19 protein-coding genes and 1 pseudogene are annotated in these 20,488 nt (G+C 47.1%); 7 read left to right on the forward strand and 13 right to left on the reverse strand.

Annotation, left to right across the window (positions count from 1 at the left end):
- Positions 1 to 200: 200 nt before the first annotated feature.
- The 3 genes from NK638_RS02375 (at position 201) to arfB (ending at position 2,483) form a co-directional block, all read left to right on the forward strand.
- Complete coding sequence (locus NK638_RS02375) at positions 201 to 1,448, forward strand: NAD(P)/FAD-dependent oxidoreductase (RefSeq protein WP_201585508.1); 1,248 nt, start codon at positions 201 to 203, stop codon at positions 1,446 to 1,448.
- 64 nt (positions 1,449 to 1,512) lie between these two features.
- The gene (locus NK638_RS02380) at positions 1,513 to 1,851 is read left to right on the forward strand and encodes a RidA family protein (RefSeq protein ID WP_075101582.1); all 339 of its coding nucleotides are present in this window, start codon (positions 1,513 to 1,515) and stop codon (positions 1,849 to 1,851) included.
- Positions 1,852 to 2,069: 218 nt separating this feature from the next.
- Positions 2,070 to 2,483, forward strand: coding sequence for an alternative ribosome rescue aminoacyl-tRNA hydrolase ArfB (gene arfB, locus NK638_RS02385; RefSeq protein WP_274631790.1), 414 nt, complete (start codon positions 2,070 to 2,072; stop codon positions 2,481 to 2,483).
- A gap of 62 nt (positions 2,484 to 2,545) precedes the next feature.
- On the opposite strand, the gene NK638_RS02390 is transcribed toward arfB, so the two are convergent.
- Positions 2,546 to 3,364, reverse strand: a complete 819-nt coding sequence (locus NK638_RS02390) for an enoyl-CoA hydratase (RefSeq protein WP_274631791.1) — start codon at positions 3,362 to 3,364, stop codon at positions 2,546 to 2,548.
- Between the two features lie 123 nt (positions 3,365 to 3,487).
- Positions 3,488 to 3,589: pseudogene (locus tag NK638_RS02395) on the reverse strand (zinc ribbon domain-containing protein); the annotation flags it as partial.
- Here NK638_RS02395 and NK638_RS02400 point away from each other — a divergent pair.
- Positions 3,574 to 3,840, forward strand: coding sequence for an adenosylcobinamide-GDP ribazoletransferase (locus NK638_RS02400; RefSeq protein ID WP_274631792.1), 267 nt, complete (start codon positions 3,574 to 3,576; stop codon positions 3,838 to 3,840). The pseudogene NK638_RS02395 and the gene NK638_RS02400 sit on opposite strands and share 16 nt — an antisense overlap.
- A 251-nt stretch (positions 3,841 to 4,091) precedes the next feature.
- Here NK638_RS02400 and NK638_RS02405 read toward each other — a convergent pair whose 3' ends face one another.
- The 6 genes from NK638_RS02405 to ppsA all read right to left on the reverse strand — a co-directional run bounded on the left by NK638_RS02405 (position 4,092) and on the right by ppsA (position 9,603).
- Positions 4,092 to 4,361, reverse strand: a complete 270-nt coding sequence (locus NK638_RS02405) for a hypothetical protein (RefSeq protein ID WP_274631793.1) — start codon at positions 4,359 to 4,361, stop codon at positions 4,092 to 4,094.
- A 245-nt stretch (positions 4,362 to 4,606) separates the two neighbouring features.
- Positions 4,607 to 5,116 (reverse strand): 50S ribosomal protein L9, encoded by a 510-nt coding sequence (rplI, locus tag NK638_RS02410; protein WP_075102155.1) that lies wholly within the window; start codon positions 5,114 to 5,116, stop codon positions 4,607 to 4,609.
- 25 nt (positions 5,117 to 5,141) lie between these two features.
- The gene (gene rpsR, locus NK638_RS02415) at positions 5,142 to 5,369 is read right to left on the reverse strand and encodes a 30S ribosomal protein S18 (RefSeq protein WP_058368567.1); all 228 of its coding nucleotides are present in this window, start codon (positions 5,367 to 5,369) and stop codon (positions 5,142 to 5,144) included.
- Between the two features lie 16 nt (positions 5,370 to 5,385).
- Complete coding sequence (gene rpsF, locus NK638_RS02420) at positions 5,386 to 5,784, reverse strand: 30S ribosomal protein S6 (RefSeq protein ID WP_075102154.1); 399 nt, start codon at positions 5,782 to 5,784, stop codon at positions 5,386 to 5,388.
- 299 nt (positions 5,785 to 6,083) lie between these two features.
- Positions 6,084 to 7,064 carry an RDD family protein gene (locus tag NK638_RS02425; protein ID WP_274631794.1) on the reverse strand — a complete coding sequence of 327 codons (981 nt, stop codon included), beginning with the start codon at positions 7,062 to 7,064 and terminating at the stop codon, positions 6,084 to 6,086.
- A 154-nt stretch (positions 7,065 to 7,218) separates the two neighbouring features.
- Positions 7,219 to 9,603, reverse strand: coding sequence for a phosphoenolpyruvate synthase (ppsA, locus tag NK638_RS02430; protein WP_274631795.1), 2,385 nt, complete (start codon positions 9,601 to 9,603; stop codon positions 7,219 to 7,221).
- A gap of 625 nt (positions 9,604 to 10,228) precedes the next feature.
- Between ppsA and ppsR the strand changes: the two genes are divergently transcribed.
- The 3 genes from ppsR to sthA all read left to right on the forward strand — a co-directional run bounded on the left by ppsR (position 10,229) and on the right by sthA (position 13,348).
- Entirely contained in the window at positions 10,229 to 11,125 is an 897-nt protein-coding gene (gene ppsR / locus NK638_RS02435; protein ID WP_274631796.1) for a posphoenolpyruvate synthetase regulatory kinase/phosphorylase PpsR, read from the forward strand.
- Positions 11,126 to 11,204: 79 nt separating this feature from the next.
- Entirely contained in the window at positions 11,205 to 11,609 is a 405-nt protein-coding gene (locus NK638_RS02440) for a DUF4377 domain-containing protein (protein WP_100749539.1), read from the forward strand.
- A gap of 89 nt (positions 11,610 to 11,698) precedes the next feature.
- Entirely contained in the window at positions 11,699 to 13,348 is a 1,650-nt protein-coding gene (sthA, locus tag NK638_RS02445; RefSeq protein WP_274631797.1) for a Si-specific NAD(P)(+) transhydrogenase, read from the forward strand.
- Positions 13,349 to 13,490: 142 nt separating this feature from the next.
- On the opposite strand, the gene NK638_RS02450 is transcribed toward sthA, so the two are convergent.
- The 5 genes from NK638_RS02450 to NK638_RS02470 all read right to left on the reverse strand — a co-directional run bounded on the left by NK638_RS02450 (position 13,491) and on the right by NK638_RS02470 (position 19,919).
- Positions 13,491 to 14,681: an ABC transporter permease gene (locus NK638_RS02450; protein WP_274631798.1), complete on the reverse strand. Its 1,191-nt coding sequence runs from the start codon at positions 14,679 to 14,681 to the stop codon at positions 13,491 to 13,493.
- On the reverse strand, positions 14,681 to 16,057 hold the full coding sequence (locus NK638_RS02455) for an ABC transporter permease (RefSeq protein ID WP_274631799.1): 1,377 nt from the start codon (positions 16,055 to 16,057) through the stop codon (positions 14,681 to 14,683). Before NK638_RS02455 ends, NK638_RS02450 begins: the two co-directional genes overlap by 1 nt.
- 3 nt (positions 16,058 to 16,060) lie before the next feature.
- Positions 16,061 to 17,254 (reverse strand): HlyD family secretion protein, encoded by a 1,194-nt coding sequence (locus NK638_RS02460; RefSeq protein WP_274631800.1) that lies wholly within the window; start codon positions 17,252 to 17,254, stop codon positions 16,061 to 16,063.
- 45 nt (positions 17,255 to 17,299) lie between these two features.
- Positions 17,300 to 18,166 (reverse strand): YihY/virulence factor BrkB family protein, encoded by an 867-nt coding sequence (locus NK638_RS02465; protein ID WP_105246227.1) that lies wholly within the window; start codon positions 18,164 to 18,166, stop codon positions 17,300 to 17,302.
- 109 nt (positions 18,167 to 18,275) lie between these two features.
- Positions 18,276 to 19,919 carry a TolC family protein gene (locus tag NK638_RS02470; RefSeq protein WP_274631801.1) on the reverse strand — a complete coding sequence of 548 codons (1,644 nt, stop codon included), beginning with the start codon at positions 19,917 to 19,919 and terminating at the stop codon, positions 18,276 to 18,278.
- Positions 19,920 to 20,488 lie beyond the last annotated feature (569 nt).

Genomic DNA, 20,488 nt, shown 5'->3' on the forward strand with positions numbered 1-20,488 from the left:
GGCGAGTGGGGTACTTGCGGGCTTTATTTTTAATAAAATGGCTTGTTATTCCTGAAGAAAATACCTTTATTAAAAACGTATAACCAAAAGTATTTTTCGACGAAAAAATCCGTTAAATATGGGTTTATTAATTATCAGGTTCGCGTTATTATCACCCCCTAATATGCAAGACTCTACTACCTGTTAGGAAAGGATACTCTATGCGCTATGAGGTTATTGTTATCGGTGCTGGCATGGTTGGCACCTCAATTGCGTGGCATCTACAAAAAAATAATTCGCAAGTACTGTTACTAGATAAAAAACTCCCAGGGTCAGAGACCTCTTATGGAAATGCTGGCTTGATCCAGCGTGAAGCAATCCACACTCACCCTTTCCCGCGTCAGCTGACAGAGATGATTCGCGTACTGCCCAACCAAGGTACCGATATCCGTTATCGGATACCGGCTCTCTTGCGTTATCATCAAGCCTTGCTGCAATACTGGAAGTACTCGGCGCCAGCCACGGTTAAAAAAATCGAAGCTGAGTGGCAGACGCTGATTGCGCATTGTACCAGTGAGCATCAAACCATGATTTCGGCATCTGGTGCCGATGAACTGATCACGCGTGATGGATGGTTGCAGCTGCATCGCTCTGAAGACACCTTTAAAGAGGCGATTGAATCAGCTATTGCAGCTCGTGAGCAGGGCGTCGAGCACAACGTACTGAGTCTTGCAGAGTTGAAAGCGATGGAGCCGAGTGCCAATTTTGATGGGTTTGTGGGCGCGATTCATTGGCTCAACTCGTGGCAAGTTTCAAACCCAAGCGCCTTGGTCAAAGCTTACGCCAAAAACTTCGAAGAGATGCAAGGGACGATCAAAGAAAGTGACGTAAAAGAAATCGTCAAAGAAGGTGAAGGCTGGAAAATCATCACGGATAAAGAGACCTACTATAGTGATAAGCTGGTCATCGCTGCCGGCCCTTGGTCAAACGACTTGATCAAACCACTGGGTTATAACCTGCCGTTGTTCCCGATGCGCGGCTACCATCAGCACTTTAAAGTGACGGACAAAAACACCATCCATCACAGTATGTTTGATATGGACAAAGGCTTTGTCATGGGACCGATGCAGCAAGGTATTCGCATCACCACCGGTGCTGAGATGACCACCATGAACGCGCCAAAAAACTTTGGTCAATTACAGACCGTCTTAAAATTCGCGCGCAAAATTCTACCGCTAGATGACGCTGTCGAGAGCGAAGCGTGGGCAGGCTCGCGCCCTTGTATGCCAGATATGAAGCCGGTCATTGGTCCTGCACCTAAGCATGACAAGCTCTGGTTTGCCTTTGGTCACAGCCATCAAGGCTTTACTTTGGGGCCGATGACAGGACGCATCGTAGAAGAGATGATTCATGATAAGCCGCTATTGGTCGATATCACCCCATTTAGCGCTCAGCGTTTTTCTAGCTAGGCGTTAGAGCTGCTTACCGGACAAACGCAACTTAACTTTCGTTAGATATTAAGGATAAAATACGATGAAAAAGCTACACAGCAATCAGCGTATGAGTAAAATCGTGGTACACAACCAGACCGTTTATCTGTGCGGTCAGGTGGGTAACGCAGAAGACGACATCAAAGCCCAAACCCTCACTTGCCTAGAAAAAATCCAAGCATTGCTCGAAGAGGTTGGTAGCGATAAATCAAAGCTACTCTCAGTGACCGTTTGGATTAAAGACATGGCAGACTTTGCTGCGATGAATGAAGTATGGGATAAGTGGTTTGAAGGCATACAGCCACCAGCGCGTGCTTGCGGCGAGTCTGCACTGGCGCGTCCTGAGCTACTCGTCGAGATGATTGCCACTGCCGCAGAGTAACTTAGCGTTACTACGAGCGCAGCGCTGCTATGAGTATGCATTCAGAGCCAAACAAAAAGGACATGATAGCGATATCGTGTCCTTTTTCATTGGTATTTTTTATTAGTATTGTCCTTTGGCTTCTTGCTGTTAGCTTTTTTGTCATTACTCTACTGCGGTTTATAAATGCCAATTTAAGCCCCATATCATAAAAACCATATACAACAAAAAAGAGTCTTATGATTTTTATCAGCCATACCATGCGTCTGAGCGATAGCGACGTGGAGATGCATGCCATTCGTGCGCAAGGGGCAGGCGGACAAAACGTCAATAAAGTCGCCTCGGCCATTCACCTACGCTTTGATATCAATGCCTCAAGCTTAAGCGAGGAGCACAAACAGCGTTTATTAAATAGTAAAGACAGTCGTGTCACCAAAGATGGTATCTTTGTATTAAAAGCGCAGCAGTACCGTACGCAGGAGCGTAATAAGATAGATGCGCTTGAGCGCCTCAAAGCCTTTATTTTGCAATCCACGAAAACGCTGCCGGCACGTAAACCGACCAAACCCAGTAAAAGTGCTAAGCGTAAAAGGATCGATCAAAAGACGCAGCGCGGCAAAATAAAAGCGTTACGCGGCAAGGTTGATTTTTAATCACATGTTTAGTCATGATTTTTAATCACACTATGGTGACCAGTCACACTGGCGCGTGAGTCTTATCGTCCCGTCCATACAGCATCGCGCTTTTCGATAAACGCATCAATGCCCTCACGCACGTCATCTGCCATCATATTGCAGCTCATCACTTTGCCTGCATAGTCATAGGCGTCTGCCAAGTCCATCTCTAACTGCTGATAAAACATATCCTTGCCAGTTTTGAGCGCGACAGAGGATTTGGCAGTGATGCTATCGATTAAAGAGTGTAGGCTGGCCGCCAACTGATCTGCTGGCGCGACACGGTTAATAAGCCCTTGCTGCAAGGCGGTACGGGTATCGATAAATTCACCGGTGATGAGCATCTCAAACGCTTGCTTGCGAGAGAGGTTGCGACTGACAGCGACAGCCGGCGTCGAGCAAAACAGCCCGACGTTGATGCCAGAGGTGGCAAACTTGGCTTCATCAGCCGCCACGGCGAGATCGCAAGCGGCGACCAGCTGACAGCCTGCGGCAGTGGCGATGCCCTGTACCTTGGCAATCACGACTTGCGGCATCTGGTTGATGGTCAGCATCATTTGGCTGCATTGTTTAAATAAAGCGCTGTGAAATGCTTCATCCGAGTGGGCGCGCATCTCTTTTAGATTGTGACCTGCACAAAATGCCTTGCCAGCCGCCGCGATGACGACCACACGGATATTGCTGTCTTGGGCGATATTGTCCAGCTCTGTCTGCATGGCGGTGAGCATATCGCTTGATAGCGCATTGAATTGTTTGGGGCGATTGAGAGTAAGCGTGACGACGCCGTTTGCCTCTTTATGGTTTTCTCTGATAACGAACGGCTCATTGGTCTCAGGCGTAGGCTTATGGGTGTTGTACATTTATCTTCCTTGATAATGGGACATAAACCCAAATGATAGCATGGCTCATCAGTGATATAACAGCTGACCTGTGTTGAATATCCATTTTGATTTCCTCTCCTCCCTAAATGGAGGGGGTTGCTACTAAAGACGGCCAAGCCCGACCGCGAGAATGTTTTTTGTTCCATTAACATCTCTATTATGGGTCGTTTTACAAGAACGACAAAACCATGCTCTTATACCAAGCGCTGTTTAGTAGTGGTTGGCTATTGGTGGCAGGCGCGCTCGTTGTTTACTTGTTTCCGAGCACTGTGCAGCAGATTGGTCTGAGCCAATGGATAGTAGCGCTGATATTGGCGCTGCTGGCGACAGACTATATGCGCCGCTTATTACGTAGGCATTTAGATGGCTATACGGGCGATGGGCTAGGGGCGACTCAGCAGGTAAGTGAAATCGCCATATATGCGGGGCTGGCTGCTTCTATACCTTTTGTCTGAAGTATATAGTCAGTCCTAAATGAAAAGAGTACAAGTATTATGACGCGCTACTGGTATAAATTTTCCTTGCTTGCTGTGCCTACGCAGATTCTTTTTTGAATGTGTTTTCAATGCCAGCTTCCATGATAATACAATTGAAAATATACCCTAATGACATGCTCTAATAAAAAGGCTCATAGCAAAAAACTGGCCATGTGTAATGACCAGTTTATTTTATCTTCTGCAGCGATGGACAAGGGCTTTTGCATCATTTAAGCAATCTTATCAAACCATGCTTTGTTATTATCAGGCGTCATAGAATCGAAGCTGACATAAATACCTTTTTCATCTAGTGTGGCATACCAGTGATCGTCATTACTGCCAGTTAGCAGTTGAAAATACTTATTATTTACAATTCTACCGACAGTATAAATCTCACCTTCTGCATAAAACTTATTACCTTGGATACATAACAATTTATCATTGGTATTTATCACGCGACTGTCTAATGTTTTATCGTTCAACATATCGTTATTTGGCATACTATTCGTCATACCCTATTAACAAATGAGAGTGTTATAGCATAACAGTCAGATAATTAAATATATAGAGGGTTTTATAGAGGTTATCTTATCATTAAGTATAAGATATTTAAGGGTTTATTGCAGATAGTTGCTAGAGTATATCATCTGGTCGCAACAAATAAGTTAAGCGAGATTAGCAGCGATCACGAATAAAAAAAGCCAGCGACATGATGTCACTGGCTTTTTTATACTGCTACAAAGGCTTACTCTTCTGAGTAATCTTCGTTGTCGTCTTCTACATCGTCAGCTGCGTCTTCATTGTCGCCATCTTCAGATAAGATAGTAACCAAGATGCTAGCAGTCACGTCATGGTGTAGCTGAATATCAACATTGTATTCGCCCACTTGACGTAGAGTGCCTTCAGGTAGCTTGATTTCAGCACGGTCTACTTCTAGACCTGAGTTAGTCAATGCTTCAGCGATATCGCGAGTACCGATAGAGCCAAATAGCTTGCCTTCGTCACCTGATTTAGCACGCATGATGACATTAACGTCAGTTAATGCGTCAGCACGCTCTTGAGCAGTAGCGATTTCTTTTGCTTCTTCAGCTTCAAGCTCAGCACGACGTGCTTCGAACTTTTCAATGTTAGCTTTGGTCGCAGGTAGCGCTTTGCCCTGAGGGATAAGAAAGTTACGACCGTAACCTGGTTTTACATCGACAGTTTCACCGAGTTTACCAAGGTTGACGATACGCTGTAACAAAATAATTTGCATGAGTCATTCCTAGTTAACGGTTAAATTACTGATGGTTGTCAGTATACGGAAGTAGTGAAAGGTAACGAGCTTGCTTGATAGCAGTGGCTAGTTGACGCTGATACTTAGTAGACGTACCGGTAATACGGCTTGGTACGATTTTACCATTATCACTGATGTACTGTTTTAGCAATTCAACATCTTTATAGTCGATGTGAGTGATGCCTTCAGCAGTGAAACGGCAGAATTTGCGACGGCGATAGAAACGTGCCATGAGTATTCTCCTTTAATTAGTCTTCACTGTTGTCGTTGTCGTCGTTTTCACGATTGTCTGGACGACGAGTAGTTGCTTTGCGTGCGCGTTTTTCATCGGCATTCTTGGCTAACTGCGACTCTTCAGTGACAGCTTCGTCACGGCGCATAACTAGACTACGAATGATCGCGTCGTTATAGCGGAATAATTCTTCAAGTTCAGCTAAAGTATCACCGTCAGTTTCGATGTTGAAAAGAACGTAGTGAGCTTTGTGAATCTTGTTGATTGGATAAGCCAATTGACGGCGGCCCCAATCTTCAAGGCGATGGATAGCACCACCGTTGTCTTGAACCAACTTGATATAGCGTTCAACCATGCCGACCACTTGGTCGCTTTGGTCTGGGTGTACAAGTAACACCAGTTCGTAATGTCGCATTATGACTCCTTACGGATTAGTAGCTATTGACCCTATGTCAATAGCAAGGAGATTTATAAGGTAAACCCAACGCCCAGTTTTATAAAATCCTATTTATAAAAATAGTTCTTATAAAATCTTGGAGATAAGCTTAGTTTATAAAGCGCCGTATTATAACAGTAGTGAGTGGCTAATACAAAGGTTAATCACTCACGCATTGCCGGTAATACTAAAAAAGCCACGATCATACGCTGCTTTTCAGTATTTAAAGAGGTATTTAAGGATAAATTTAGAGATCGAGCTTGTTATTTATCTGTTGATTATTTCAGAGTTGGCTCTTTTGTCAGCTGACTGCTGTCGGCTTTGACCACCAACGTCTTAGCCAGTTTGTCATGCCAACCGATGTTTTCAGGGCTTTTGGAGGCCATATAATAATGAACAGCGACAACGACAAATCCTAAAAAGCTGGTAAACGAAAATAGCAAATTATAAATAATAAACAGCAGTAATGTACGCATACCGATGAGCTTGGTAAATGAGGGCAGGCGATGAGTGGTTTGATCGACCACACGAATACCAGTGATTAGCTTACCCAGTGACTGCCCGCGTAATGCGATAAATACCAGTTGCAGCGCAAATAGGCCAAACACCATGATTTGCGACATCATCAATGTGCTACTAGGTAGGCTCTCCATCAATGTCATAGAGTACTGGTACGCGGCGTCCATATCTTGGATGTTTTGAAACTTACTATAGTCGACATCCATTTTGGTCAGTGCCATCACCAGCGGAAATATCGCCAGCAGATATAGCAGTCCATTGATGGCAGTCGCTAAGACCCGTGACATAATTGGCGCTAGTACGACGTCGCCAACGACTTTATCTTGGTTGGTGGCAGCTTTATTCAGCTGGGTTTTGTTTAATGAGACGTTATGATGCGGGGTGTAGTGACGATTGGTCGTCATGTCGACCTTGGTATTATTCGCCGTATCTTTACGCTCAGGCTTGCCGTACAGTCTATCTAAAGACACAGGCTTGTCGGTTTGCTTACCTGAGGCATTGTCTTCTGGAAAGATAGTGACGTTGTTAATGATAGAGTCATTGACCTCAGCGCCATTAACCGGAGCGGGTGTATAGACCGTTTGGTTATTGGTTAAGGTGCCGACACGTTGCCATTGTTCCAAGCCTTCATGCCACATCAGGTCATCTAGCACCACTTCGCCAGATGCCAACATGATATTGAGCTGCTCCAAATTGTATGGACCAGCTTGTACGTTATTTCGAGCAAGAAAAATTTGCATAATTGCCTGCATAGTTAGTCAAATATTAAGTCACTGTTTTTAAGCCACTACTTATCTCACATTATATTAGGGTCTATTTGAAAAAATCAAATAGACCCTAAAAGTAGTACTTGTAATGACTGTGTCAATCACCGTCGTGACTTAATGTAACGGCTTATTTTTTGTCTTCACCAGCTAAGAAGAACCAAGTGTCTAGCACTGAGTCAGGGTTCAATGACACAGAGCTGATGCCTTGTTCCATGAGCCAGAATGCTAGATCTGGATGGTCAGATGGACCTTGACCACAGATGCCGACGTACTTGTTTTGCTTACGGCAAGCTTCGATAGCCATGGTCAACAATTTCTTAACCGCAGAGTCGCGCTCATCAAATAAATGAGAGACGATACCTGAGTCACGGTCAAGACCGAGCGTTAGCTGAGTCAAGTCATTAGAGCCGATTGAGAAACCATCGAAATGCTCAAGGAATTCTTCTGCCAATAGAGCGTTGGTCGGTAGCTCACACATCATGATGACGCGTAGACCATTCTCGCCGCGTTTTAGGCCATTTTTCTCAAGCAGTTCGATGACTTGACGTGCTTCGTCAGTGGTACGAACGAATGGAATCATGATCTCAACGTTGGTCAAGCCCATCTCGTCGCGGACACGTTTTAGTGCTTTACACTCAAGCTCAAAGCAGTCGCGGAAGTTGTCAGACACATAACGGCTGGCACCGCGGAAGCCTAGCATTGGGTTTTCTTCTGATGGCTCGTATAGCTTACCACCCAATAGGTTGGCATATTCGTTTGATTTAAAGTCAGACATACGAACGATGACAGGCTGGTCCATAAAGGCAACCGCTAGGGTTGAGATGCCTTCGACCAATTTATCAACATAAAAATCGACAGGTGAAGCATAGCCTGCGATACGCTCATGAATGGCTTGTGAGATTTCGCGTGGCAAGCTATTCATGTTTAGTAGCGCTTTTGGATGCACACCAATCATACGGTTGATGATAAACTCAAGACGGGCAAGGCCGATACCTTCATTTGGCATTTGGGTAAATGAGAAGGCGCGGTCTGGGTTGCCGACGTTCATCATTACTTTAAATGCTAGCTCTGGCATGGTCTCGACAGAGTTGGTTTGTACTTCAAAGTCGATCTGACCTTCGTAGATAAAGCCTGTGTCGCCTTCGGCACAAGAGGCGGTGACGTCTTGACCGTCGACCAATAGCTCAGTGGCGTTACCGCAACCAACAATCGCTGGTACACCTAGCTCACGAGCAATGATAGCCGCGTGACAGGTACGGCCACCGCGGTTGGTGATGATCGCAGAGGCGCGTTTCATGACCGGTTCCCAATCTGGATCCGTCATATCAGAGACTAATATGTCGCCTTCTTCTACTTTGTCCATCTCGTTTAGGTTGGTGACGATACGTACTTTACCTGAGCCGATACGCTGACCGATTGAACGACCTTCGCACAATACTTTGGCATCAGTGGTATCGATGACATAACGCTCCATGACATTGCTGTCTTGGCGGCTTTTAACGGTCTCAGGGCGAGCCTGTACGATGAAGATTTCACCGCTGTCACCGTCTTTTGCCCACTCGATATCCATCGCTTGGCCATAATGCTGCTCAATGGTGACCGCTTGCTTGGCAAGTGAGGTTAGCTCTTCTGTGGTAAGTGAGAACTGCATGCGATCTTGTTTTTCAACATCAACGGTTTTCACTGATTTTGACGTGCTGCCTTCATCGCCATACACCATTTTCTTATGCTTGCTACCGAGGTTACGGCGAATAACGGCAGGCTTGCCATTGGCAAGTAATTTTTTAGAGATATAGAATTCGTCTGGGTTCACCGCGCCCTGTACGACCATTTCACCTAGGCCATAACTTGAGGTGATAAAGACCACTTGATCAAAGCCACTTTCGGTATCAAGGGTAAACATCACGCCCGCGGCGCCTGTTTCTGAGCGTACCATACGCTGTACAGCAGCCGATAGTGCCACGCCTTCGTGCTCAAAACCTTTGTGCACGCGATAAGAGATAGCACGGTCGTTATACAAAGAGGCAAATACTTCTTTAATAGCGATTAGGACGTTATCAATACCGCGAATGTTCAAGAAAGTCTCTTGTTGACCAGCAAATGACGCATCTGGCAAATCTTCGGCAGTCGCAGAAGAGCGTACCGCAACCGCGATGTCTTCGCCGCCGCTCATGGTTTCGAACGCTTGACGTACTTCTTGCTCAAGGTCGCTTGGCAGCGCTTGCTCAATGATCCAAGTACGGATTTTTTTACCAGTGGCAGCAAGTTTGTTGACATCGTTGACGTCTAAGGCTTTTAGCTCGTTGTTGATCTTATCGAGCAAGCCTGTTTCGGTCAAAAAACGATTGAACGCATTGGAAGTCGTCGCAAAACCGCCTGGAACACTAACGCCTAAATCAGATAGGTGGCTGATCATCTCGCCGAGTGAGGCGTTTTTACCACCGACCATATCGATGTCGTCTTTTCCTAACTGATCTAGATTGATTACAAGTGCTGTAGATTGCGCTGCCATGATAACTCCAGAAAATAAGGTTATTTAGTAAAGATTATAACGGTGAATTATACCGCTATATTTGCAGAATTTCGAGGGGTTGACCCAAAAAACTTGTGAAAAAGATACAAATTGTCGGATTTGCTACATAATTTATGATGACGCTATAAAAACAGCAATTATAAAGGGCTATCTGTGTCCAAAAAAGTTAAGAAAAAAATCCGTTTGTTGATATCTCCAAGCGCCCACCGTTTCAACTGATTTTACCAAAACTACCAGCAGTGATAACCACTAAAGCCATCGATGGATGTTTTATAAAGCCCGTCGCCTCAAAAACCACATAACATGGCTGGTTTTTAGGAGATATGGTACGGCTATTTGATCGCCTTTGCCGCGCACAGCCTTTGTGCCGGCATGGATGTTGGTGATAAGTGTACGCCTGTAACATTGATTTCTATTAGACTTCTATTATGCGTATAATATAAAGCAGAAAAACAGGGCGCTCAGCCGTGCACGATATGTATAATAAAGACCCAGATGCTATATATCAGACAACATATCAGATAACGCCATATAATAGACAAAAACTAGATGAAGACTCCTATTGAGTTTTCAATCGATGAGTTTTCAACCGAGGTATCCACGCATGTACTCAAGCAATCCAGCTGAACAAGTCAAGCCCACCATTCAAAACCGCCACGCGCTAAACTTGGACAGCTCTCAGGCCATCAGAACCGCGTTTTTTATCTCAGATGGTACGGCGATTACGGCGGAGACGCTGGGCCGTGCGATCTTAAGTCAGTTTTCCTCGGTTCCTTTTGAGACCAGAGTGTTGCCTTATGTCGATAGCCTAGAGCGTGCTGAGGATGCGGTTGAGCAAATCAATATGGCTTATCAGCGTGATGGTTTGCTGCCATTGGTGTTTGATACCATCGTGAGCCCCGAGATTCGCGAAACAATCAACTCAGCGCAAAGCTGTAACTTGGATATGTATGAGGGGCTGATCGGCCGCGTCGCAGAAGAGACTGGGGTAGAGCCAGACGGCCATTCAGGTCATGCTCATGATGATGTCGACTCCGAGACGTATAAAGAGCGTATCGACGCGGTACATTTTGCCTTAGATAACGATGATGGGGCGCGCACCCGCCATTATAATGCTGCCGATATTATCTTGGTAGGGGTATCACGTTCGGGCAAAACACCGACGTCACTATATCTTGCGTTACAATTCGGTATTCGCGCCGCCAATTATCCATTGACCGAAGATGATCTGTATGACAATCAATTACCAAAACCCCTGCGCGAACACAAAGACAAGCTGTTTGGTTTACTGATTGATACCGATCGCTTGGTCAAGATTCGCCAAGAGCGCCGCGCGGGCAGCCGTTATTCGAGCTATCAGCAGTGTCAGCAAGAGCAGCGCGCCATACAAGGTATTTATATCACTCATGGCATCCCAAGCCTCGATGTCTCTGAGATGTCGGTAGAAGAGATTGCCACGCGTATCTTGCAGATGACGGGGCTAAAACGCCGCATCGGTTAGAATGCTGAGCGCTCACATTTTATACCTCCATATTTATCACACTATCTTTATCAAACGGTCATTTTATATAGAGAAGATTATGCGTTCACTTTATCAAGCCAAAAAAACACCTTTATTATTAGCAAGCGTTATTAGCGCCGCGACGCTATTGAGTGCCTGCCAGACGTCGCCATTTGCTCGTGAGCCTGTGCCTGAGCCGCGTTATATTCCGAGTATTGTGCTTGGTGACGCTCAAACGCTCACCATTATGCCCAATCGTGTCGCCTGCGCCTCAGCGCTACCGATGCAATGCTTGCTGGCCAAATCTAGCAAAGATGGCAGTGTGTTTCAGATACCTTATGACTGGATTGATGACTTTGCGCCAAGCCTTGGCACCGAATACGTCATTAGTGTACGGCCACAGATCGACGAGGGGCAACAACGTCTAACAGGTCACTGGACGTTGCAAAATATCCTATCTCAACGTATGGTAGGCACCCCTTAGAGCTATGATTAAAGCTATGATAATGAGAAGATCTATGACGCTGTTTCATGGGCGATACGATACATACATTGATATATAAAGAGGACATAATGGGAAGTAAAAAACCAAGCGATGCGACCAACGATGTTGGTGAAGATACCCATACCGAAGTATCTAACAAACAAAGCGCGCCTATACCAAACCCTGAGCACACCAAGGGTAAAGGTAGAAGAGAGAAAATCGAGCAAACCCACGAGCAAGTCACCGAAGACATCATGCATCATCCTGACTTGGTCAATCCGCTCGATGATACTCGTATCGATATCAAAACTGGCTTTACCAAAGACTCGCGTCGTCTAAAGGGCGATAAGCATCAGTATGAGTATGATGTAGTAGTCTTAGGGGCGGGTCCTGCTGGTGAAGCGGCGGCCATGAAGCTGACCAAAGCGGGCAAAAAGGTGGCGGTGATTGATCCGCGTGAGCAGGTCGGTGGTAATTCAACGCACGTCGGCACCATACCGAGTAAAGCGCTGCGTCAATCGGTGTTTAACTTGATCAACTTTCGCCGTGATCCCATGTTTACCAAAGCGATGGAATACAAGCAAGTCCCGCTCAATGAAGTGCTGGCCAAAGCGCGTCAAGTGATTCGCCGGCAAGTCAACACCCACACGCGTTTTTATGAGCGAAATCGTATCGAAGTGATTAATGGCTGGGCAAGCTTCGTCGATGCCCATACTCTGCGCGTCGAAACTGATGACAATATCTTTGAGACTGTCACGTTTAACAAAGCCATCATCACCGTCGGTAGCCGCCCTTATCGCCCAGATATTCTTGACTTTAACCATCCACGGGTATTTGACTCTGACAAAATCTTGCAGATGGACTATGTCGTCAAAAAAATCATCATCTATGGCGCAGGGGTTATCGGCTGTGAGTATGCTTCTATCTTTACCGGCCTTGGCTATAAAGTTGACTTAATCAATAACCAAAACCAGCTACTGAGCTATTTAGATAGTGAAATTAGCGATGCGATTGCCCATGACTTTAGGCAGTTTGGTGTTCTGATCCGTAGTAATGAAGAGATTGATTATTTAGAAACCCATGACGATTATGTGGTCTTGCACCTAAAGAGTGGCAAACGCATCAAGTCAGACGTGATCTTGTGGTCCAATGGCCGTTCAGGCAACACAGAAGGCCTAAACCTAGAGGCCATCGGTCTTGAAGCCAATAGCCGAGGCCAGCTAAAAGTCGATGATACTTACTGTACCGAAATCGACAATATCTATGCAGCCGGCGATGTGATTGGCTGGCCGTCTCTGGCGTCGGCCGCTTATGACCAAGGGCGCTGTGCGGCGGCTTTTATGGTCGGTGACAGTGATGCAGAGCCTGTATCAAGTGTACCGACTGGTATCTATACCATTCCTGAAATCTCTAGTATCGGTAAGACAGAGCAAGAGCTGACGGACGAAAAAGTCCCTTATGAAGTAGGTCAAGCATTCTTTAAACATCTGGCGCGGGCACAGATCATCGGCGAGCGCTCTGGTGTATTAAAGATATTATTCCACCGTGACACGCTGGAGATTTTGGGTATTCATTGCTACGGCAATCACGCCTCAGAGATTATCCATATCGGTCAAGCGGTGATGAAGTGCAAGAGCAACAACACCCTTGAGTACTTTGTAAATACCACCTTTAACTATCCAACGATGGCTGAAGCGTATCGCGTGGCTGCATTAAATGGACTAAACCGCGTTTTTTAACAATGACGCGCGACGTTCAGTCAAATAAAAAAGCGCCTGCTTATGATTAGTAGGCGCTTTTTTTATGGCATTTTAGCCCATTTAGATGGCTATCGATTGAATTGAGGACACGCCCTAGAAAGCTTTTAAACGAGCCAAGCCGCTACGAGGCTTGCCTACGCTTTGGCGAATTATACCAGCGAAGCCACACAAGTAGCGCAAAATACAGCGCCCATAAGGCCGCTAGTGCATAAAACCCAGTCGCGACCTGAGAGATACTTGCACCCATTTGGTTTAGCTGGACTGAGGTATTGATGGCGGGCGTGGTCGGAATAAACCAGCGCACTATTTGTAAGAAAGTAGGCAGCTGGTCGGCAGGCCATGGGTAGCCGCTGACAAAAAACATCGGCAATGAGCTAAAAATCAAAATCTGCATGCTGCGCTCACGCTGGCGAAACCAAAGCCCAAGTAGGCAGCCAAGTGTCGCCACCGCCGGACAAAACAGTAAAAGAAACAGCAGGCTGCCGAGCATATTTTGCCCGCGTGGGTAGTGATGTAGCTCAAACGCCCAGCCATAATAAAAGCAGCCGATCAAAAAGCTCAGTGTACTAAGCGCTGTGATACGCCCAAGCCAGCCGCTGATGCTGGTCTGATGCCGCCGCTGCTCATACCAAGTACCAATGAGCATGGCAGTGGCCATAAGTAGTGTTTGCTGCAAGATGATAATAGAAACGGCGGGCACCACATAAGCGCCATAGCCTTCTGTCTGGTTGTATAGCGGGACAATCTGTAGCGGTACGGCCTGTGCGTTTTGTGCGGCTGTCGGGGCATAGGCACCTTGCGCGACACTCTTTTTAATTTTGACTCCAGCGGAGACCGTGCTAACCGCTTTTAAAAATCCCATCTGCACGTTTTTGTTGAGCAAAAAATAACCGCCATTACCAAGAACACTGACACTAGCTGCTTTACCAGACAGCACGTTTTGCTCAAGCCCACTTGGGATCACCATATAGCCTGCAATCTCATCTGCCCAAATGGCTTCCTTAGCGCTTTGTTCGTCTAAAAACCGTCTGGTGTCGAGCTGCGGGCTGGCGCTAGCATAACGAACGATGGTGCGTGATAAATCGCTGTTGTCTTTATCAACGATACCGACTGGCACATGATTGACGACCTCCGATGAGTACGGCCACGGATAAAAAAAGCCATAGATAATGGGGGCAATAATCAGCATCAATACAATGCCTTTATCCTTAAAGACGTCTTTTAGGGTCTGAAAAAAGCTTGCAAAAAAGCCTTGCACTGGCGGCTGCGGCTGGGTGCCTTTAGCTTTATGGTCTGTTGATAATGGCGGCATTAGCGTGCTCCCCAGCGTTCAGGATGTGCCAGTGCGCGTCTGGTGAGTAGGGCAGTCAGCATCATGGCGACGACAGTGGCGATGGCAAGGCCGTAGAGTATCGGCAGGGAGATGGCGACAGGCGCTTGCATCTGCATCTGCGCGATATGTAGCTTAAGATAATGGGTAAGTGGCAAGGCGTCTGACCAATGCTTGGCACTGTCAGTGATGGCAATATAAGGAAAGGTCACGCCAGCAAAGGCATACGAAGGCGCGGAGATAAAACCAGTAGCAGACAAACCCATACGTAATGAAAAAGAGCCTAAAGTAAAAATAGCGCCCAGCCAAAACGATAGCATCATCAAAAGCAGTAAGCCAAGATAAGTGGCAAAAACAGCGCTGCTCGCTACGGACTCTTGCGGCGTGGCCAGCCACAGCGCCAAGATAGACCAGAGACCATAAGCCAGCATCGGCCAAAAGTACTTACCCAACAACCCAAAAAGCAAAACACCCATGTGCACGCTCGGCAGCGTAGATACAGGTTTTTGATTGGTGTTGTCCTTAGCGGTACTATTTGGCAGTTTAGCTGCAGGTTGACTGAGCGCGGTTATATTTTGCACAGTGTTATCAGCTACATTGTTATTCACATTGCCACTAATATTGGCACTAATGCTGCCACTAAGACTGTCATAAGCCTGAGCAGAGGCGATAAAACCATACCAATGGCCAAGCTGCTTATCTCGTAGCTCACGGCCGATGGTCGTGGCACCGATGACCATGGCCAGTATGTGTAATAGCGCCGGTATCACGGTAGAGGCCAAAAACTGCTGATAGTCGGTGGCGGCATTAAACAGACTGATGCGTTGTATGCTGATTGGCGAATAGGCGATTGCCGCTTGTGATGGTGCCATGCCTTGTTTGATCAAGCGCTGAATCTCAACGCCTGCCGAGAGAGTACCTGCGACTGCCTGCACACCAGTCTGAATAATACCTGAGTGCGTGCCATACTGAGCATTTACTTGTAAAATAAGCGGTGCGGATTTGCTCGATAAGATATTGCGCGAGAAGTCTTCAGGGATGATGACAACAGCGTAGATATCACGCTGCAAAATAGCCGCTTCTGCCTCTGCGGCTGAATAATACATCTGTTTGACGCTCAGCGTTGGGCTAGCATCAAGATAGCGCACGGCGGTATTGGCCACTGGGCCATTGTCTTGATCAATGACCCCAATAGGCAGGTTGGTAATCTGAGTCTGTGAAAATATCCACCAAATCAGCAAGACGGTGAGCAAGGGAATCCATACCACCATGGTCAAGTCCCATGGGTTTTTGTGCAAAAACCGCCGCTCATAGGCGGCGCTACGTATAAAAGCCTCACTTAGCTGAGTTAGGCGCATGGCTTACTCTTGGCTCATAGTGGTTGGGTCGATAGGTACGATGACACTCATGCCGGAGCGGATACGGGCATCGGGAACAGTCGGGCGAGCCTTGACCTCAAAGGTGCGCACATCAAAACCATCACCGTTATTGGTCGGTCGCCACGTGGCAAAGTCGGAGAGGGTCGAGGTGGCATAAACGGTAAATTGTTTGTTGTAGGGCTTGCCGGCAGAAGATAGCGCTGGGATGGTGCCCGTAAACACTTGACCGATGGCAAATTGATTGAGATGCGACTCGGTGACATTGAGCACCACCCACTGATCGTCGGTGTTGACCAGCGTCAAGATTGGCACTCCTTGACCGACGACTTCGCCTGCGCTTACGATGACATTATCAACGATACCAGCAATCGGACTTTTAAGATTGGCTTCTTCTTTTGCGACCAAAGCCTCGTCAAGCTTGGCATCAACCTGCGCCACTTGTGCGGTGGCCGCTGATTTATCCTCACTGCGCGCACCTTCTAGTGCCAAGTCATACTGCAGCCGCGCCGCTTCGGTCTGGTCTTGGGTGGCCAGATACTGCGCATAAGCTTCATCGCGTTTTTGCCGTGCCATCAAGCCTTCTTTATAAAGGCGGTCGACACGCTGATAGGTGTTTTGTGCCAAATCAGAGGCGGCTTTGTTGGCCTGCCATGCCGCTTTTGCCTGCGCAATCTCTTGCGGGCGCGCGCCGTTTTCGGCTTTATCCAACTGGCTTTGGGCCATTTGTTTGCCTGCCCTTGCTTGAGCGATCTTGGCATTGATCTCAGGCGAGTCCATTTCAATCAGCTGCTGGCCGGGTGTGACCTCATCACCTTCGGTAACTAAGATTTGAGCGATGCGCCCTGGCACCTTTGCGGCGATAGATGTTTGCTGCATTTGCATCTGTCCTTGCAGCGTCACAAGCGGTGGCTCACTTTGCGCGGTGCTTTTGTATAGGCCGTAGGCAATGACAGCAATGATGATGAGTGCCACGCCAGCCAATACGGCTTTTTTTCGCATGGCGGCATTGTCTGACTTTGGCGTACCGCGATAATAATCGGCCGCGGCTGGTGCTGGGCTGTCATCAGGCGTCTCTTTTACAGACTCCGTTGGCGTCTGTGCATCATGAGGCCGCGCTGATTCATCAGAATCAGGGAGTTTGCGTGAGTCGTCTGATTCGTTTGGAAATTCAGTCATGACAGTGAGAGTCCTAAAGCAACAAAGTTGAAAACAAAGAGGATATTAATACACACGAATCGCATAAGGCTTGGCGTTTTCGATCGTCTCAGCGTTAAAAATAGCACCAAAGGCGACGATAAACGCTGAATAATACAGCCATAGCATAATGACCACAGCAGCCGAAAGCACGCCAAATTCAGCGCTATAATTATTAAAGTTTTGCACATACAGCGAAAACAATATCGACAGCACAATCCAAAGGACGGTCGCTACCAGCGCACCTGGTACCAGTTTTTTTAGCGCGACTGCGTCCCGATTGGGCGCTAATCGGTATAAACCCAAAAAGCACAAAAATATAATGCCTGCCAGTATCGGCCATCTGCTCCAAAGCGCCACTGTCTTGGCGACTTGCGGGAAGGGCAGATAAGCGGCGGCAACAGGAATAATCGCGATAGAGGATATGGCTATAATCAAAACCACCACTGCCGCCAAGGTCAAACCAAGGGCGCGTATAGTGCCTTGAATAAAACCGCGCTCTTGGCTGATATGAAAGGCCAGATTGATAAGAACGATTAATGACTTAACCCCTTTGGAGCCTGCATATAAAGCAACTAAGGCTGAGACAGTCAGGCCAAAAGTGAGGGTAGAGGCGGTGTTAGAGACCAGATCGCTTAGGCGCGAATCTAAGACGTCATATACCGTATCAGGGATAAAGGGGCGTAGCAGTGATATCTGCTCTTGCATCTCGGCGGGCGAAAACGCCAAGCCGTACAGCAGCACAAACACAGCCATGACTGGAAAAATCGACAAAAAACCAAAATACCCGACGCTTGCGCAGTGTGCCCAGACGTTTGAGGTATTGGCAATACGCCACGTCTCTAGTAACGTCTGTCGCCAATTGCGGGTCGAGGTAGCAGTCAGATTTTTCATAAAACAATCATTCACACTAAAGGTTCAGGTTAGGTGTCTATATCAGCCATGTTAAGTAAATGACGGTAGCTTACTTAAGTCGTTGTGATTTGTTTTTCGCTGTGTTTTTTTATTGCTGAGTATATAAAGTCGGCAATTGAATGTCAGCAGCATTGAGGTAAGCATTGAATGCCAACGGTGTGCCGCAGCTTTGCATCAAGGCGGCCAGTGCTTGTACATAGTCATGTGCTGCTTGTGCCTGCTCGGTACGAGCTTTGAGCGCTTGCGTTTGTGCTTGTACCACATCTATCGTGGTATTGACACCTTCTTGTAATCCCAAACGGCGTAAGCGCAGCACCTCTGCGGCCAGATCTACATTACTCTGCAGGGCTTGATAGCGTGCTTGGGCATTATTGACATCATGCCAGTTTTTTTCGACCAGCAGGAGTAAGTTGTCACTGACCTCGATCTCAGACAAGTCGGCTTGACGAATCTGCGCGCTACTAGAGGCCAGTGATGCGGTTTTGTCGAGCCCGCCCCACAGTTTCCAGCTGGCAGAGATACCAGCGACCCAGCTTGGGTCTTTTTCAACTTGCCCGTAGCCATAAAGCATGACCGTCGGCTTGTAGCCTGTATCGGACAAGGCATGTAGCTGCTGCGCCTGCGCGCGCTTGGCCGCAACTTTTTGTAGCCCTGGGTGATTATTGAGCGCCAAGTCCTGAAAGTAGCTGACATCAGGCAACGGGCGGCTGGAGACAAACAATGGCGTAGTGGGCTTGATACGGTAGTCAGTGCGTAGCAGTCTTTGTAGTGCAATCATCGCAAGGCGAGCATCGTTGTTGGCTTTGACAGCTTCGCTTTTGGCATCTGCCAGCGCCGACTGTGCCTCTAGTCTATCGACATGAGAGATAAAGCCTTCTTCATACAAGCGCTCGGCCATATGGTCGGTCTGTTTTAACGTATCATAAGCATCGTCGCGCAAATAGGCGGCAATGATGGCAAGCTGCGCTTTAAAATACCGCTCGACTAATGTGTTATATAGTGCGTTTTTATCCAGTATGCTGTCTGCGAGTGCTTCTTGGGTACGGGCGCGGGAGGCTCCCGTTAGAGCTGCGGTGCGTCCGGCGGTATAAATGGGCCACGCCACGCCTAGGCCAGCGCTGGTCGTCTCGCCTGAGCGCTTAAAATCATAAGAGTCCGGCAGGCGTTCGCCGACGAGCTCACCGAAGTTTGGCAAATCTGGGACAGGCGGCGGGACAATGCCATCGACGCTGTTATTAATCTCATTGACAATGCCGCTTCTGAGTGAAGACAAATCGATATCCTCATCGACGTGGTAGGCACTGGCTGAAACACGCGCAAACACCAGTGGGTTGTCTAAGGTTTTGAGAGCGTCGGTTTGGTATTCACTGGCGGCGATGGCTGCATCATTGGCTGCGATCTTGGGTGAGACTTGCAATAAGATATCTTGTGCTTGCTCAAGGCTCAAAAAACTAGACACATCCAGCGCATAGCTGTTGTCCACTGTCTTGTGCGTGATGGGGTCGATAAGCGCACTTAAGGGCTTTGTGGCACGCTTATTGTCATGACTCATCGCACTGTGTGCGATGCGGATGTCGTCGGTTGCCTGAATACGCGCCGCGCTATCCTCTGCCTCAACGATTTGTGTGACGGCGACGGCTGGCATCTCATTTTGAAAACCGGCGTGGCTAGGCGCTGCCGTGGGGTCTACACGATTGTCTGTGTTTGCATGGGTAGCTATCGATGCACTCATTAGAGTCACCGTCATCATAGCAATAGAGAGAGCCGATAAAGCAAATTTCATAAGTCACATAAGCCGTTAATAAGAGTGCAAGGTATGATTCAAGACCATCAGACCTATAAACAAGACCATCAGACCTATAAAAAAGTACACTGGTATACAGGTTGCTACGGGTATGACTGCATATCGCAAGCCGGCAGCAGATAGCATTGTACATTTATTATAGACTATTCATCCAAAGCAAATAAGTGAGGATGTGCCCTATTATGAACATACTGTAGAGCCTCAATCGTGACGGGTCAATGCTCAGTATTTTGACTTTTTCTATTGTGTATTAAATAGCGCTATGATAGACAATCAGCTACAGTAAATAAATAGACATCAAACCGCGCAAAAGATGGCTATACATATGGCAAGCAGTGCCGGCAAAATACCGCGCTATAATCGGTATCATAAGCCTTACATCAAAAATAGAAGACTTATCGTTATATAGAACATATAGTCGGTTGAAAATGAAACTGTTATATAAACTTAAACGCACTACTGGTATAAATTTTACTTGCGTGCTGCGTTCCCAGAGG

Source organism: Psychrobacter sp. A3 (genome assembly GCF_028823565.1).
GTDB lineage: Bacteria > Pseudomonadota > Gammaproteobacteria > Pseudomonadales > Moraxellaceae > Psychrobacter > Psychrobacter celer.

Bases quoted from the DNA above. Each gene is read 5' to 3' on its own strand.
- NK638_RS02375 (WP_201585508.1), top strand. From the start codon at position 201: ATGCGCTATGAGGTTATTGTTATCGGTGCTGGCATGGTTGGCACCTCA.
- NK638_RS02380 (WP_075101582.1), top strand. From the start codon at position 1,513: ATGAAAAAGCTACACAGCAATCAGCGTATGAGTAAAATCGTGGTACAC.
- arfB (WP_274631790.1), top strand. From the start codon at position 2,070: ATGATTTTTATCAGCCATACCATGCGTCTGAGCGATAGCGACGTGGAG.
- NK638_RS02390 (WP_274631791.1), bottom strand. From the start codon at position 3,364: ATGTACAACACCCATAAGCCTACGCCTGAGACCAATGAGCCGTTCGTT.
- NK638_RS02400 (WP_274631792.1), top strand. From the start codon at position 3,574: ATGCTCTTATACCAAGCGCTGTTTAGTAGTGGTTGGCTATTGGTGGCA.
- NK638_RS02405 (WP_274631793.1), bottom strand. From the start codon at position 4,361: ATGCCAAATAACGATATGTTGAACGATAAAACATTAGACAGTCGCGTG.
- rplI (WP_075102155.1), bottom strand. From the start codon at position 5,116: ATGCAAATTATTTTGTTACAGCGTATCGTCAACCTTGGTAAACTCGGT.
- rpsR (WP_058368567.1), bottom strand. From the start codon at position 5,369: ATGGCACGTTTCTATCGCCGTCGCAAATTCTGCCGTTTCACTGCTGAA.
- rpsF (WP_075102154.1), bottom strand. From the start codon at position 5,784: ATGCGACATTACGAACTGGTGTTACTTGTACACCCAGACCAAAGCGAC.
- NK638_RS02425 (WP_274631794.1), bottom strand. From the start codon at position 7,064: ATGCAAATTTTTCTTGCTCGAAATAACGTACAAGCTGGTCCATACAAT.
- ppsA (WP_274631795.1), bottom strand. From the start codon at position 9,603: ATGGCAGCGCAATCTACAGCACTTGTAATCAATCTAGATCAGTTAGGA.
- ppsR (WP_274631796.1), top strand. From the start codon at position 10,229: ATGTACTCAAGCAATCCAGCTGAACAAGTCAAGCCCACCATTCAAAAC.
- NK638_RS02440 (WP_100749539.1), top strand. From the start codon at position 11,205: ATGCGTTCACTTTATCAAGCCAAAAAAACACCTTTATTATTAGCAAGC.
- sthA (WP_274631797.1), top strand. From the start codon at position 11,699: ATGGGAAGTAAAAAACCAAGCGATGCGACCAACGATGTTGGTGAAGAT.
- NK638_RS02450 (WP_274631798.1), bottom strand. From the start codon at position 14,681: ATGCCGCCATTATCAACAGACCATAAAGCTAAAGGCACCCAGCCGCAG.
- NK638_RS02455 (WP_274631799.1), bottom strand. From the start codon at position 16,057: ATGCGCCTAACTCAGCTAAGTGAGGCTTTTATACGTAGCGCCGCCTAT.
- NK638_RS02460 (WP_274631800.1), bottom strand. From the start codon at position 17,254: ATGACTGAATTTCCAAACGAATCAGACGACTCACGCAAACTCCCTGAT.
- NK638_RS02465 (WP_105246227.1), bottom strand. From the start codon at position 18,166: ATGAAAAATCTGACTGCTACCTCGACCCGCAATTGGCGACAGACGTTA.
- NK638_RS02470 (WP_274631801.1), bottom strand. From the start codon at position 19,919: ATGAGTGCATCGATAGCTACCCATGCAAACACAGACAATCGTGTAGAC.